The sequence below is a fragment of the Ralstonia edaphi genome, assembly GCF_958350185.1.
In the GTDB taxonomy this organism is placed as follows: Bacteria; Pseudomonadota; Gammaproteobacteria; order Burkholderiales; family Burkholderiaceae; genus Ralstonia; species Ralstonia edaphi.
The window spans coordinates 52,891-66,055 of sequence record NZ_CATWHI010000006.1 but is presented as its reverse complement, the minus strand read 5'-3'; the positions used below and the strand labels follow the sequence as shown (position 1 = coordinate 66,055).

The following is a 13,165-nucleotide window of genomic DNA, read 5'->3' as shown; positions in this document are numbered from 1 at the left end:
AACTGATGCTCAGCGGTATTCGATTTGAACCAGGCTACGTACAGTACAGAGCGCCTTCTTATTTTTTCTTGCGCACGATCATCCATCGGGGAGACTGGAATCGAACAATGCTCCAATATAACCACACATACGTGAAGACGAACGCAAATGAAAAGAAAATCAACGCAATGGGGTTACGCCAGAATAACGTAGCGGGTAGCACAGCAAGCAAGCTCAAGAGCCAGAGATAGGGTGAGGTAAATGAATTACGGCGCAGACGATGGCGATCTTCTTTGCTACCTACAGCCCAGCGCATAAGTCGCTTGTAAACAAGCATATGCAAGTGAATTCCGTCCGGGATACCGGGAGAAATTCCCCGCAAGAATTTCTTTCGATAAATTGAAAATACCGTCTCAAAAAGCGGATAGATCAACATCAGCACTGGATACCACGCGGAAACCCCCGGATTTCTCTTGACAAGCAAAACTGCCAGTTCCGCGATCACGAACCCGACAAGATAAGCCCCTCCGTCACCAAGGAAAATTAATCCTGCCGGAAAATTCCAGATAAAAAACCCCAGTAATCCGCCCGCCAAGAGAAGCGCGGCGGACATGATAAATCCATCATTATTTCTAAATGCAACATAAGAAATCGACAGCAACATCATTGTCGCAACAATGGCAGCCAATCCATTAAATCCGTCGATTATATTTACCGCATTCGCCAATCCCGCAACCGCTACTGCTGTAATTAGCAAAGAAACAAGATAAATAGAGAACAATTTGTCGATGTAAAAGATATCTACCCGAACAATGCGAGCATCGAGCAACCAAATCGCAAGCAATGCGGAAGCCATGGTTGCGATCAGACGGCTTCTCGGGCTTACATTCTTCGTCAAGTCCTCCACGAGCCCCCCCAAGAATGCTGGGAGCGAGGCAATTAACAGAAGAACGTACTCGCGAAATTGCGGAGCTGCAGAAAATTCTAGGGCGATTGCGCCGACGATCATTGCAATCGCAAGCCCAAGACCACCTATGCGCGGTACAGCTCTGCTATGAAACTTCTGCGCCCCTTCCAAATCAGTGTCCGCCGAAAATTTGGCGTGGAAATGCGAATATCTTACGATTAACATCGTAACGAAGAACGAAACAATAAAGCCAACACTAATATTAACCATCGGAAAAAATATTTAGATTATTCTTTCGCGCCGCCAAAAGCGCAGCTCAAGAAAACTCTTTGATTATTAGGTCTTTCAACCCCAGCCCATAACAAAATCCTGCAAAGCACCCTGGTCAAATGTCAAATAGAACCGCATAAAACGCGCCACTGAATAAATAATCACGATTAACCAAACGATAAGCGCCGCCCGCCGTCCTCTCGAAGCCTCAAAAACTGTTGAAACACCAATTGCGTAGACCAGCCTATCGTATTCCAGTAATCGGTTGATAACCTCAAAGTTCGCCGCCACTGCATACACTGGAAAAATCAGCGCGAGCAAACGCGCTTGCAAGTCTACGGAAAAACCAAAAGACATGCCAGAACGCATTTCTGGAGTCAAAAATCGATTTCTTTCTTCCGGCACCTCCTGCCGAGAAATCATTAGCAAAAGCAATAGTAAAGCACCTGCCTCTGCAAACGAGAGAAAATTCTTAGCCCCACCATCTATGTAACTCGAATAGTCACGAATTTGATTCAAATAGCTAAATACATCCCCTAATGGAACTTGGCCAGCTAGCACTACCACCAGAATTGAGATGCCGAATGATATAACGCCGAGATGATTTGTCGGTATGCGACGCGTCACTCTATATGCAAAAACAAAAAGCGGCACAACGATTGCAGAAAAATGAAATGTACAGCCGACCAGGAAAAAAAATAGTGCGCGCCACCGCTTTTCCGACAACAAATATAACACTCCAATCAACAGCATGGAAATTGCGATTGATTGACGAACAAGAACAAACTGCTGCCAAATTAGGTAACTCGATAAGTAGTATAGAAATGCAATGGATGCGTTTTTACTATTTTTTATCAAGAAAGCCAGAAGAACAGCAAAATTAAAAGCAGCAATAATTGCAAGAAAATATGTCGCACTATTAATGCCAAGTCGCTTAGCGAAAAGCATCAAAAACACATATCCCGGCTCCCAGCCATACGCCGCATCACGCGCGGCAGGTAGCGTACTATCAATATCCAAATAATCGAAAACTTGGATGTATAGCCCCAAATCGGACCCGACTCCCGCTTGCCTAAACGCGCAAAGCACCATCCACAGCAACGCAATCGGAATCCATAGCCATCGGCATTGCCGCACACCACACGTGGCGAGGATGATAATCGATAGTAGATATGCGAAAATCAACATTCAGGCAATTCAATTAGTAATATAATGAAAATTTTCGCGAAATCACAGCTGCTCTTGTGGTAATAGAGACTGGAGACTCTCAAAATAGACCGAATCATGATGGATGATTCAAAACACCACAGCCGACAAAGGGGCCGCCGAACGATCCTTTGCCGAAAGAATAGGAATACCTGCCAAGGGCCATTCAACTCCGATCACCGGATCATTCCATGCAATAATTCGTTGAAAATCGGGCTCATAATATTCTGTTGATTTGTAAAGGACATCCGCGTATTCTGACAACACAACAAAGCCATGCGCAAACCCCTCCGGCAACCACAATTGCTTCCTATTCTCAGCGGAAAGTCTGACTCCAACCCATTTACCGAATGTGGTAGATGTCGCGCGAATGTCAACTGCGACATCGAATATTTCACCTTGCAGAACTCGCACAAGTTTTCCTTGGGGCCTCACAGCTTGATAGTGCAAGCCTCGCAGAACGTTGCGGGCAGATCTGGATTGATTATCCTGCACAAATTCGCTCGACAAGCCTGTTGCTTCTTTAAATTCTCTTGCATTAAAACTTTCGAAAAAACAACCTCGGTCGTCCTCGAAGACCTTGGGTTCGAGAAGCAGTAGCTCGGACAAGGCTGTGGGCGTTACGGTCAATTTCATTCGTCTCTCACATGCTGGAAGATTTCATCGAGTACGCGGTGCACATCAATTTTCCACTCCGGCAACTTAATACCGAATACTCGCTCGATCTTTTTTGCCTCTAGGCAGGAATTTCGAGGACGTGGTGCAACGCCTGCATATTCCGTCGCTGAAACCGCAATAACTTGCTCTGGCTGCACTCGCAAAGCGATGCCCTGAGCTCGCGCACGAGTAAGAATTTCTACAGAGTATGTATGCCAATCTGTTTGCCCTGAAGCAGCCAGGTGATATAGCCCGAACGGGAATGACCTCTTATCCTCAAGTTCGAAGTACTTTCTCACGAGATCGGCTGTGACGCTGGCAATCCGTGGGGCAGTGGTGGGGGTGCCGAATCGATCGGCGACTACGCTCAACGTTTGTTGAGAGCGGCTTTTTTTGAGAATCCTTTTAATGAAATTATCGCCATGTGCGCCAGCAACCCATCCGGTACGTAAGGTAAGCGCGCGCACTTCGCTTCTGGCGATCGCCTCCTCCCCGGCCAACTTGCTTTTTCCGTATATCGATTCCGGGCTTGCGGTATCCGTCTCAACGTAAGGCTGTTGCTTATTACCGTCGAAGACATAATCAGTAGAGTAATGAATCAGCAAACTTTGTAATGCAACACATTCCTCAGCGAGCACGCCAACTGCGGCACCATTGATGGCAAACGCTAATTCCCGGTCTATTTCTGCTTTATCTACATTGGTATAGCCAGCGGCATTCACCACTATATCAGGCCGGATAGTACGCATTGCCTCGCGTATTGCGGCAGTTCGAGACAAATCGCAGGCGGCGCGGTCCAGTGCGACAACCCGACAAACTTGCGCCAAATAGCGTTGCAACTCAAAACCGATCTGACCATTGCATCCGGTAATAACCAGACTAGGGCGTGCTGCCAATTTACGCTGCATATTGGTTAACCACTTGATTCCCAAACTGGCGGGACGTCGCGTCCAGAACCCACGTTTGGTTATCCAGGTACCACTGGACCGTCTTCAGTAGCCCAGTTTCAAACGTCTCGGCAGGTTTCCATCCAAGCTCGCGCTCCAGCTTGCGCGCATCGATGGCATAACGTCGATCATGCCCCGGGCGATCTTTCACAAACGCGATCTGATCACGGTAAGAACCGGCTGCCTTGGGCCGGAGTTGATCCAGCAGATCGCACAATGCATACACGACTTCCAGATTCGTTTTTTCATTCCAGCCCCCAACGTTGTACGTCTCGCCCAAACGCCCGCGGGCAAGCACCTCACGCAGCGCCGAACAGTGGTCGTCCACGTATAGCCAGTCGCGCACATTCTGACCATCGCCATAGACGGGCAGCGGTTTTCCACTCAGCGCGTTCGCGATCATGAGGGGGATGAGCTTTTCAGGAAAATGATACGGGCCGTAGTTGTTCGAACAGTTGGTCGTTAAGACCGGCAAGCCGTATGTATGGAAATATGCGCGTACGAGATGGTCCGATGCGGCCTTCGATGCCGAATATGGGCTATTAGGCGCATAGGGCGCGGTCTCCGAGGTTTGCGGATCGGTAGGACCAAGAGACCCGAATACCTCGTCGGTGGACACGTGGAGGAAGCGGAACGCTGCCTTGGCTTCTCCGTCCAGTGTTACCCAGTAGGCGCGCGCGGCTTCGAGCAAGGTGAATGTTCCGACGATATTGGTCTGAATAAACTCGCCTGGTCCGTGGATGGAGCGATCCACGTGACTTTCCGCCGCTAAGTGGACCACCGCACGAGGCTTGTACTGAGCGAACAGACAATCGAGGGAAGTCCGATCGCAAATGTCCGTTTGCGAAAATACGTGGCGCAGATCGTGCTCAACTGCGTCCAAGATCTTGCGGTTTCCTGCGTAGGTAAGCTTGTCGACGTTGACGATGCCATCAGCGCTTGGATTCGCCAGCCAATTGAGAACGAAATTACCGCCGATAAAGCCGGCGCCTCCGGTGACCAGAATGTGGGACAAGCTGAGTCCTCCTTGCCGCGGACATTCGCACGCGTTAAATCCGGCCTTCATCCGAGCGGAAACGGACGGATTTGTTATGAATAGTAAGAAGTCGCGTATTCTATCCGACCACCGGACATACCCTGCCAAAGCGCCAGATCTTTTTGTAGCGCGTTGTAACACTTGAGATCGAGACGTCCCATACCGGTCCATTGCATGGCTGACAGCACATGAAAGTAGCAGGAAACCTGCCCCACGCCATCGGCGACCTCCAAGGCTGCTGCTCCCCCCTCCAGTCGCTGCTGGCCGCTCTCCCCGCCAACACCACCCTTCGCTTCGTCGGCGACCTCATCAACCGAGGCCCGGAGTCGCTCGCCACGCTGCGCCAAGTCATCGCGCTTTGCGAGGCCGGGCGCGCGCGCACCGTCCTGGGCAACCACGATATCCACCTGCTGGCGGTAGCTGCGGGCGTGCGCAAACCCGGCAAGCGAGACACGATCGCCGACATCCTCTCCGCTCCCGATAGCGACGAACTCATCACATGGCTGCGTCACCAGCCGCTGGCCATCTTCGAAAACGGGTTCCTGATGGTGCACGCCGGCGTCCTGCCTCAGTGGACGACAGGCGACGTACTGGAACTCGCCGGCGCGGTCGAGCGGGAACTGCGCAGCCCACATTGGAAAACCTTTCTGGCTGACGCCTTCGGCAACCACCCGGACAAGTGGAGCAACGATCTCGTCGGCATGGACCGTCTGCGCCTGACCATCAACGCCCTGACGCGCCTTCGCTTCTGCAAGCCCGACGGCACGATGGAGTTCGAAACGACGGATGCAGACGGCGCGCCGGATGGCCACATGCCGTGGTTCGACGTGCCGGGCCGCCGTACGCGTGGCACGCCGATCGTGTTCGGGCATTGGTCTACGCGCGGACTGGTGATGCGCGACGATGTGATGGGCCTGGATACTGGCTGCGTGTGGGGCGGCAAGCTGACAGCGGCAAAGCTGTCGCTGGCCCCGGCGGGACGTGACGTGATCCAGGTGGATTGCGAACAGGCGCAGGACCCGCTCGCACACAAGAAGAAGTAACGGTTCGACTTAGCCCGCCCGGGCGATCAGGGTCGCAACCGCTTCCTGGCTATGTGCGGCCAGCGCGCGGCGGTCCATCTCCGGGGCCACGGCGGGGCCCACAAGAACTTCCACCACCAACGGCGGCCCATTCAGCATGGCGTTAATCGTGTCCATCATCGACAGATCGCCAATATACGCGGGAATGGTCGTCAACGCGCCCGTCTCGGCAATGCGATACCGCAGCGCCAGTGGGCGGATCGGTGCGCCAGCACTGACGGGCGCCTGGAACAGGTTGGCGTGGAACGGCAGCAGTTGCAACCCGTCGGACGTCGTCCCTTCAGGAAACACGCAAATGGCATCGCCTGAACGCATCGCGTCGGCAATGACATGCATGATGCGGTGCGCATCGCGCTTGCGGGCGCGCTCGACGAACAGCACGCCGGTCTGCGCGCACAGCCAGCCAATCACCGGCCAGCTGCGAATCTCCGATTTGGCGACGAAGCGCGGTGGATACCAACTGTTGATCGCGTAGATGTCGATCCACGACACGTGGTTGGACACCAGCATGGAGCCCGCCAGTTCCTGGCCCGCGACTGGCTCGCCATGCACCACGAGCGAGACGCGGAACAGCGCCAGCAACTTGCGCGACCAGCGTTGGATCAGCGCGTGCTTGGTCTGCGGCTTGATCCACCAGAACAGCAGCGCGCACGTGATCAGGCCTTCTGCCAGATGCACGAGCAACCGGAGCTTGCGCAGCACGTGCTTGCGCTGCGGCGTGCGCATCTCGGTGGGCGCGCTTGTCACGCGCTGATCAATGCCCGTCATAGGCAAGATGCCCGGCAACCATCGTGGCACGTACGCGGCCGGCAAGCTCGAAGCCAAGATACGGCGAGTTCTTGCCCTGGCTGCGCAGGGTTCGCGGCTCGAGTTTCCACGTTGCATCCGGATCGAACACGCACACGTCGGCCATCGCACCCACCTCCAGCGAGCCCGCATGCAGACCCAGCACACGGGCGGGCTCGCTCGTGATGCGGGCCAGCGCCTTCGGCAGCTCGACCTTGTGCTCGGCTGCCCAGCGCAGCGTGAGCGGCAGCAGGGTTTCGAGGCCGGTCGCACCGGGCGTGGCTTCGGCAAACGGCAGCAGCTTCTCGTCGTCGTCCACGGGCGTGTGGTCCGAGCAGATTGCGTCGATGGTGCCGTCGGCGAGCGCGCGCACGATGCCGTCACGATCACGGCCGGAGCGCAGCGGCGGCACGAAGCGCATCTGCGAATTGAAGTAGCCGATGTCGACGTCAGTCAGAGAAATATGGTGGACGTTCACGTCGCACGTCACCGGCAGGCCTTCGGCCTTGGCGCGACGCACGAGGTCGATGCCGGCAGCAGACGACAGGCGGCAAAGATGCACGCGCGCACCCGTGCTGCGCATCAGCTCAAAAATGGTGTGCAGGCGCACGGTTTCGGCCATCACCGGCACGCCGGACAGGCCCAGGCGCGAAGCCAGCGGGCCGCTTGCAGCCACGCCGCCCTTGCCCAGATACGGATCTTCCGGGCGCAGCCAGACGGTAAAGCCGAAGGTCTGCGCATATTGCATGGCACGCATCAAGACCTGCGTATCGATGATCGGCGAGTCGGCCTGCGAGAAGCCCACGCAGCCCGATTCGGTCAGCTCGGCCATCTCGGTCAGCACCGCGCCTTTGAGGCCCACGGTCAGCGCGCCGAGCGGATACACGTGCGCCTGGTTCAGGTTGCGCGCCCGGAACTTCAGCATCTCGACCAGGCCGGGTTCGTCCAGCACCGGATCGGTGTCCGGCGGGCACACCAGTGAAGTCACGCCGCCGGCCATCGCCGCAGCCATTTCCGATTCGAGCGTGGCCTTGTATTCGAAGCCCGGCTCACGCAGGCGCGCGGACAGGTCAATCAGGCCCGGGCACACCACGAGGCCAGTCGCGTCGAGCGTCTTGTTGGCGTGGAAATCCGCCGGCGCATGGCCGACACCGACCACCTTGCTCGCCGCAATGTACAGATCCTGTTGGGCATCGATGCCGTTGGCCGGGTCGATCAGGCGACCGCCTTTGATATGCAGTTTCATTGCTCTTCTTAGTCGTTGTTGCCAGCCACAATGCCCATGACCGCCATGCGCACGGCGATGCCGAACGTCACCTGATTCAGGATCACCGATTGCACGCCGTCGGCCACGGCGGAATCGATCTCCACGCCACGGTTCATCGGGCCAGGGTGCATGACGATGGCGTCCGGCTTGGCCAGCGCCAGGCGGTCCTGCGTGAGACCGTAAGCCTTGAAGTATTCCTGCGCGGAGGGCAACAGCGCACCGCTCATGCGCTCGTTCTGCAAGCGCAACATGATGACCACGTCCACGCCCTTCAGGCCTTCTTCCATGTTGTGGAAGACGCGCACACCCATGTGCTCCAGCCCGCCCGGCAGCAGCGTGCGCGGGCCGATGGCACGCACTTCGGCACAGCCCAGCGTCGTCAGCGCATGGATGTCCGACCGCGCCACGCGCGAATGCAGGATATCGCCAACGATCGCCACCGTCAGATTGGAGAAATCCTTTTTGTAGTGGCGGATGGTGTACATGTCGAGCAGCCCCTGCGTGGGGTGCGCATGACGGCCATCGCCTGCATTGATCACATGCACGTGCGGCGCGACGTGCTCCGCGATCAGGTACGGCGCCCCGGAACTGGCATGCCGCACGACAAACATGTCCGCCTGCATCGCCGACAGGTTGTTGATCGTGTCGAGCAGCGACTCGCCCTTGCTCGTGGACGACGCATTGATGTTCAGATTGATCACGTCCGCCGACAGCCGCTTGGCCGCGATCTCGAACGTCGTGCGCGTGCGCGTGGAGTTCTCGAAGAACAGGTTGAAAACGCTCTTGCCGCGCAGCAGCGGCACCTTCTTCACCTCGCGGTCGGAATCCGATACGGAGACGAACTGCTGCGCGGTGTCCAGCACGTGCGTGAGGATGTCGCGCGACAGCCCCTCGATCGACAGCAGGTGCTTGAGCTCGCCGTTTTTCGTGAGCTGCGGGTTGGCAAAAGTCTTGGGCATGGAGAAACGAAAGGCGACGAGGTCAGTACAGGTCAGGTCAAAGCAGATGCGGCACGGTGCGCGGATTCAAGCGCCTTTGGGCTCGCGCGTGAAGGTGAAGCGCGCGGCAGCGCCTTCGCCGGCCTCGCTCAGCACGAGCGATTCGTCGGCGGGCAGCGTGATGCGCTCTCCGATGTAATCCGGCGCAACGGGCAACTGACGTTCACCGCGATCAACCAGCACGGCAAGCTCCACCGCCGCCGGCCGGCCGTAGTCGAACAGTTCATTGATGGCCGCGCGGATGGTGCGGCCGCTGGCCAGCACGTCGTCCACCAGCAGAATGCGTCGCTCGTTCACGTCAAAGGGCAGCGTGGTCGGCTGCGCCTTGGCGTGCAGGCCTTTCTTGGCGTAGTCGTCGCGGTGCATCGCAACGTTGACGACGCCGTATTCCGGCAGGCCAAGGTCATGCGCCAGACGCTTGGCGATCCAGGCGCCGCCGCTGACAATGCCGGCCACCGACCAGGTGTGGCCGTCGGCCAGCCGCGTGCGCAGTTGTGCAACGAGGCTCTGGTACAGCGCCTCGGCATCGATCTGTTGCGATGTCATGCGTGTTCGTCGAAAAACTGTTGGAGGATGATGCGCGCGGCTTCTGCGTCGAGCACATCGTCGGAAGCACCGGCGTCCTGTGCGGCGATGGACGAATAGCGCTCGTCCACCCAGGTGACCGGCAGGCCATAGCGGCCGTGCAATTGATTGCCGAAGCGCTTGGCAAGCTTGATCATCGGCTGCTCTTCGCCGTCGGGGTGGACGGGCATGCCGACTACAAAGCCGACCGGCTGCCATTCGCCAACGAGCCGGCTGATCTGAGCAAAACGGAAATCGACGGAGCGGTTCGGAATGGTTTCCAGCGCCCGCGCAGACCGCGTGATGGAATTGCCGAGCGCCACGCCAATGCGCTTTTCGCCGTAATCGAATGCCAGCAAGGTGCCTTCCGCAGGCATGGAAGCGGGGGCCGGACGCGCCGGCTCAGGCATGCCCGGCCTCGCCCGACAGCATGGCGGGATTGATGCCGAGCAGGTTCAGCGCCGCGGCAAACCGCTCTTCGGGAGGCACGTTGAAGATGATCTCGGGATCGGCCTGGACGGTCAGCCAGCCGTTGCGGCTGATTTCGTCTTCCAGTTGACCGGCACTCCAGCCGGCATACCCGAGCGTCAGGATAAAGCGGTGTGGGCCACCGCCCTGCGCGACGGCTTCCAGCACATCCTTGGAGGTGGTCATTTCCAGCCCGCCCGGCACCGCCAGCGACGACGAATACGCGCCTGTGGCGTCGTGCAGCACAAAGCCGCGCTCGGTCTGCACCGGACCGCCGTAGTACACGGATTGTTCTGCGAGGGGATGGATTTCGAGCTTGAGGTCGATCTTGTCGAACAGCGTCGCCAAGTCGATGTCGATAGGCCGGTTGATCACGAGCCCGAGCGCGCCGCGCTCGTTGTGCTCGCACATGTACACGACCGTGCCCGAAAACGTCGAATCCGCCATGCCGGGCATAGCGATCAGGAACTGATTCGTGAGATTGATGAGTGCGTCAGGCGAGGCCATGAGGGGGAGTTTACCAAAAGCCCCCGGCCGCTGCCCCTCTCATTTGGAGGAATCGGCTCTCAGCGCAAGGTTTTTTGGGATTGCGCATTGTGCCGCCTCAGGCACTTGACCCGCTGGCGTGCGGCGGCGTGGTGTTCAGCGCTTCCAGATCGGCGGCTTCCAGCCAGCGCCACTCGCCCGGCGCCAGATCGCCGAGCGACAACCCGCCGATGGCGCTGCGGTGCAATCCGGCCACGTGGTTGCCGGCGGCGGCCACCATGCGTTTCACTTGGTGGTATTTGCCCTGGGTGAGCGCCATGCGCAGGTGGTGCGTGTCTACGCGCTCGGCCCAGGCGGCGGCAACGTTTTCATTTTCGTCAGCCAGCAGCACGCCGGCGCACAGCTGAGCGATCTGCGCATCGGTCACGGGCTCGGCGGTGGTGATTTCATACACCTTGGGCACCTGGTGGCGCGGGCTGGTGATGGTGTGGACGAACTGGCCGTCGTCGGTCAACAGCAGCAACCCCGTAGTGTCCTGGTCGAGCCGCCCGACGCACTGCACGGCGCGCTCGCGCAACGGCACCGGCAGCAGCGTGTACACGCTCGGATGATGTTTCGGCTTTTGCGAGCACTCGACGCCAGCCGGCTTGTTCAGCATCAGATAGGCGCGGGCGTGATACACCCAGCGCTCGCCGTCGACATCCAGCACCAAGCCGGCGGTATCGACCAATGCGTCGGGGTTCTCCATCTCGACGCCGTTGATGAATACCAGGCCAGCGAGGACGAGGTCCTTGCAATAGCGGCGCGTGCCGAAGCCTTGGGATTGCAGGATGCGATACAGCGGAAGACGAGCAGAGGAATCAGCCATGACAACAACGTGAACAAGACAAAAAGGGGCGATTTTTGCGATACGCTCCGCCAGTCTAAAGAGCAACCGATTTCCATCCGATGCCCTCAACCGCCCCAAGCCGCCAGCCGTACAACATCGGAGCGCACTTCCAGCGAGGCCTGGTGTGGTTCCGGCGCGATCTGCGGCACTTCGACCACGCGGCGCTGCATTATGCCCTGCGGCACTGCCGCCAGGTCTATTGCGTGTTCGTGTTCGACCGCGACATCCTCGACGCGCTGCTCGCGCGCGGGCTCAAGGCCGACCGCCGCATCGAATTCATCCGCGCATCGGTCGAGGAACTGCGCAGCGCGCTGCGCGAGGCCGGCGGCGACCTCATCGTCGTGCATGACCACCCTCGCCAAGCCATTCCCGACATCGCCCGCAAGTTGAACATCGAGGCCGTCTTCGCCAACCATGACGAAGAACCATCCGCGCAGGCCCGCGATGAGGCGGTGCGCAAAGTGCTCGCCCAGCAGCCGTGCGCCTGGTTCGACTTCAAGGATCAGGTGATCTTCGAGCGCGACGAAATCCTGAACGGGCAAGGCAAACCGTACGGCGTCTTCACGCCTTACAAGAATGCCTGGTTAGCCGCGCTGACGCCGTTTGACTTGCGGGCGTATCCCACAGAGCCGTACTTCGGCGCGCTGGCCAAGCCGCCGCAGGCGCTCGCGCAGGCTACGCCCGCGCTGGAAGCGATGGGCTTCGCACGCACCAACCTGTCGGAAATCGCCCTGCCCAGCGGCATGTCGGGCGGGCAAACCTTGCTCGACGAGTTTGAAGAGCGCATGGACGACTACCATGCGCGCCGCGACTTTCCTGCCGTGCGCGGGCCGAGCTATCTGTCAACGCATTTGCGCTTCGGCACCGTGTCGATCCGCACGCTGGCCGCGCCTGCCCACGCCGCCATGCTGCGCGGCAGCCGGGGCGCGGCGACGTGGCTGTCGGAGCTGGTCTGGCGGGATTTCTATTTCATGATCCTGCATCACCGCCCGGACTTGGCAGACGGCGCCGCCTTCCATCCGGAATTCGATCGCATCCGCTGGGTGGACGGCGACACCGGCGACGCGCGCTTCCAAGCCTGGAAGGATGCGCGCACCGGCTATCCACTCGTCGACGCGGCCATGCTGCAGATCTTCCAGAGCGGCTACATGCACAACCGCCTGCGCATGGTGGCGGCCAGTTTTCTCATCAAGGATCTTGGCGTCGACTGGCGGCGCGGCGAGCAGTATTTTGCCGACGTGCTCAACGATTTCGACTTTTCCGCCAACAACGGCGGCTGGCAGTGGGCAGCATCTAGCGGGTGCGATGCGCAACCGTGGTTCCGCATCTTCAACCCCGTCACGCAATCGGAGAAGTTCGACCCGCAAGGCCGCTTCATCCGCAAGTACCTGCCGCAACTGGCGAAGCTGCCGGACAAGTACATCCATGCGCCATGGACAGCGCCGGCCAGTGTGCTGAAGGAAGCAGGCGTGGTGCTGGGCGAGACGTATCCGCTGCCCATCGTCGATCATGCGGCCGCGCGCGCCGCGACGCTGGACCGCTATGCCGTCACCAAGGCGCATCGCACATCGGGCGCTGAGGCGGCAGCACTTAGCAAGACCAGCGACGACGATTGAGGATCGC

14 protein-coding genes are annotated in these 13,165 nt (G+C 58.5%); 2 read left to right on the top strand and 12 right to left on the bottom strand.

The window, feature by feature from the left end:
* Positions 1-58 precede the first annotated feature (58 nt).
* The 5 genes from R2669_RS20520 to rfbB form a co-directional block, all read right to left on the bottom strand.
* Positions 59-1,156, bottom strand: a complete 1,098-nt coding sequence (locus R2669_RS20520) for an MraY family glycosyltransferase (RefSeq protein WP_316888308.1) — start codon at positions 1,154-1,156, stop codon at positions 59-61.
* 75 nt (positions 1,157-1,231) lie between these two features.
* Positions 1,232-2,344, bottom strand: a complete 1,113-nt coding sequence (locus R2669_RS20515) for an EpsG family protein (RefSeq protein ID WP_316888309.1) — start codon at positions 2,342-2,344, stop codon at positions 1,232-1,234.
* Between the two features lie 108 nt (positions 2,345-2,452).
* Positions 2,453-2,998 carry a dTDP-4-dehydrorhamnose 3,5-epimerase gene (gene rfbC / locus R2669_RS20510; RefSeq protein ID WP_316888310.1) on the bottom strand — a complete coding sequence of 182 codons (546 nt, stop codon included), beginning with the start codon at positions 2,996-2,998 and terminating at the stop codon, positions 2,453-2,455.
* Positions 2,995-3,927 carry a dTDP-4-dehydrorhamnose reductase gene (gene rfbD, locus R2669_RS20505; protein ID WP_316888311.1) on the bottom strand — a complete coding sequence of 311 codons (933 nt, stop codon included), beginning with the start codon at positions 3,925-3,927 and terminating at the stop codon, positions 2,995-2,997. Before rfbD ends, rfbC begins: the two co-directional genes overlap by 4 nt.
* Complete coding sequence (gene rfbB, locus R2669_RS20500) at positions 3,917-4,981, bottom strand: dTDP-glucose 4,6-dehydratase (RefSeq protein WP_316888313.1); 1,065 nt, start codon at positions 4,979-4,981, stop codon at positions 3,917-3,919. The genes rfbD and rfbB overlap by 11 nt, the downstream gene beginning before the upstream one ends.
* Before the next feature lie 209 nt (positions 4,982-5,190).
* On the opposite strand from rfbB, the gene R2669_RS20495 reads away from it, so the two are divergent.
* Positions 5,191-6,045, top strand: coding sequence for a symmetrical bis(5'-nucleosyl)-tetraphosphatase (locus R2669_RS20495; RefSeq protein WP_316888315.1), 855 nt, complete (start codon positions 5,191-5,193; stop codon positions 6,043-6,045).
* Between the two features lie 9 nt (positions 6,046-6,054).
* Here the strand turns inward: R2669_RS20495 and R2669_RS20490 are convergent, their stop codons facing one another.
* The 7 genes from R2669_RS20490 to R2669_RS20460 form a co-directional block, all read right to left on the bottom strand.
* On the bottom strand, positions 6,055-6,852 hold the full coding sequence (locus tag R2669_RS20490) for a lysophospholipid acyltransferase family protein (RefSeq protein ID WP_316901876.1): 798 nt from the start codon (positions 6,850-6,852) through the stop codon (positions 6,055-6,057).
* A complete protein-coding gene (locus R2669_RS20485) occupies positions 6,839-8,116 on the bottom strand; it encodes a dihydroorotase (protein ID WP_027678021.1) in 1,278 nt (425 codons plus the stop codon). Before R2669_RS20485 ends, R2669_RS20490 begins: the two co-directional genes overlap by 14 nt.
* A gap of 8 nt (positions 8,117-8,124) precedes the next feature.
* On the bottom strand, positions 8,125-9,096 hold the full coding sequence (locus R2669_RS20480) for an aspartate carbamoyltransferase catalytic subunit (protein ID WP_260799896.1): 972 nt from the start codon (positions 9,094-9,096) through the stop codon (positions 8,125-8,127).
* Positions 9,097-9,162: 66 nt separating this feature from the next.
* Entirely contained in the window at positions 9,163-9,681 is a 519-nt protein-coding gene (gene pyrR / locus R2669_RS20475) for a bifunctional pyr operon transcriptional regulator/uracil phosphoribosyltransferase PyrR (protein WP_316901875.1), read from the bottom strand.
* Positions 9,678-10,109, bottom strand: a complete 432-nt coding sequence (ruvX, locus tag R2669_RS20470; protein WP_102064670.1) for a Holliday junction resolvase RuvX — start codon at positions 10,107-10,109, stop codon at positions 9,678-9,680. Before ruvX ends, pyrR begins: the two co-directional genes overlap by 4 nt.
* Positions 10,102-10,674, bottom strand: coding sequence for a YqgE/AlgH family protein (locus R2669_RS20465; protein WP_012435022.1), 573 nt, complete (start codon positions 10,672-10,674; stop codon positions 10,102-10,104). Before R2669_RS20465 ends, ruvX begins: the two co-directional genes overlap by 8 nt.
* A 97-nt stretch (positions 10,675-10,771) precedes the next feature.
* Entirely contained in the window at positions 10,772-11,521 is a 750-nt protein-coding gene (locus R2669_RS20460) for a pseudouridine synthase (protein WP_316901874.1), read from the bottom strand.
* An 80-nt stretch (positions 11,522-11,601) separates the two neighbouring features.
* On the opposite strand from R2669_RS20460, the gene R2669_RS20455 reads away from it, so the two are divergent.
* Positions 11,602-13,158 (top strand): cryptochrome/photolyase family protein, encoded by a 1,557-nt coding sequence (locus tag R2669_RS20455; protein WP_316901873.1) that lies wholly within the window; start codon positions 11,602-11,604, stop codon positions 13,156-13,158.
* The last annotated feature ends 7 nt before the right edge of the window (positions 13,159-13,165 follow it).

Excerpts from the sequence above, each read along its gene's own strand:
- R2669_RS20520 (WP_316888308.1), bottom strand. The coding sequence starts at position 1,156 with ATGGTTAATATTAGTGTTGGCTTTATTGTTTCGTTCTTCGTTACGATG.
- R2669_RS20515 (WP_316888309.1), bottom strand. The coding sequence starts at position 2,344 with ATGTTGATTTTCGCATATCTACTATCGATTATCATCCTCGCCACGTGT.
- rfbC (WP_316888310.1), bottom strand. The coding sequence starts at position 2,998 with ATGAAATTGACCGTAACGCCCACAGCCTTGTCCGAGCTACTGCTTCTC.
- rfbD (WP_316888311.1), bottom strand. The coding sequence starts at position 3,927 with ATGCAGCGTAAATTGGCAGCACGCCCTAGTCTGGTTATTACCGGATGC.
- R2669_RS20495 (WP_316888315.1), top strand. The coding sequence starts at position 5,191 with ATGAAAGTAGCAGGAAACCTGCCCCACGCCATCGGCGACCTCCAAGGC.
- R2669_RS20490 (WP_316901876.1), bottom strand. The coding sequence starts at position 6,852 with ATGACGGGCATTGATCAGCGCGTGACAAGCGCGCCCACCGAGATGCGC.
- R2669_RS20485 (WP_027678021.1), bottom strand. The coding sequence starts at position 8,116 with ATGAAACTGCATATCAAAGGCGGTCGCCTGATCGACCCGGCCAACGGC.
- R2669_RS20480 (WP_260799896.1), bottom strand. The coding sequence starts at position 9,096 with ATGCCCAAGACTTTTGCCAACCCGCAGCTCACGAAAAACGGCGAGCTC.
- pyrR (WP_316901875.1), bottom strand. The coding sequence starts at position 9,681 with ATGACATCGCAACAGATCGATGCCGAGGCGCTGTACCAGAGCCTCGTT.
- ruvX (WP_102064670.1), bottom strand. The coding sequence starts at position 10,109 with ATGCCTGAGCCGGCGCGTCCGGCCCCCGCTTCCATGCCTGCGGAAGGC.
- R2669_RS20465 (WP_012435022.1), bottom strand. The coding sequence starts at position 10,674 with ATGGCCTCGCCTGACGCACTCATCAATCTCACGAATCAGTTCCTGATC.
- R2669_RS20460 (WP_316901874.1), bottom strand. The coding sequence starts at position 11,521 with ATGGCTGATTCCTCTGCTCGTCTTCCGCTGTATCGCATCCTGCAATCC.
- R2669_RS20455 (WP_316901873.1), top strand. The coding sequence starts at position 11,602 with ATGCCCTCAACCGCCCCAAGCCGCCAGCCGTACAACATCGGAGCGCAC.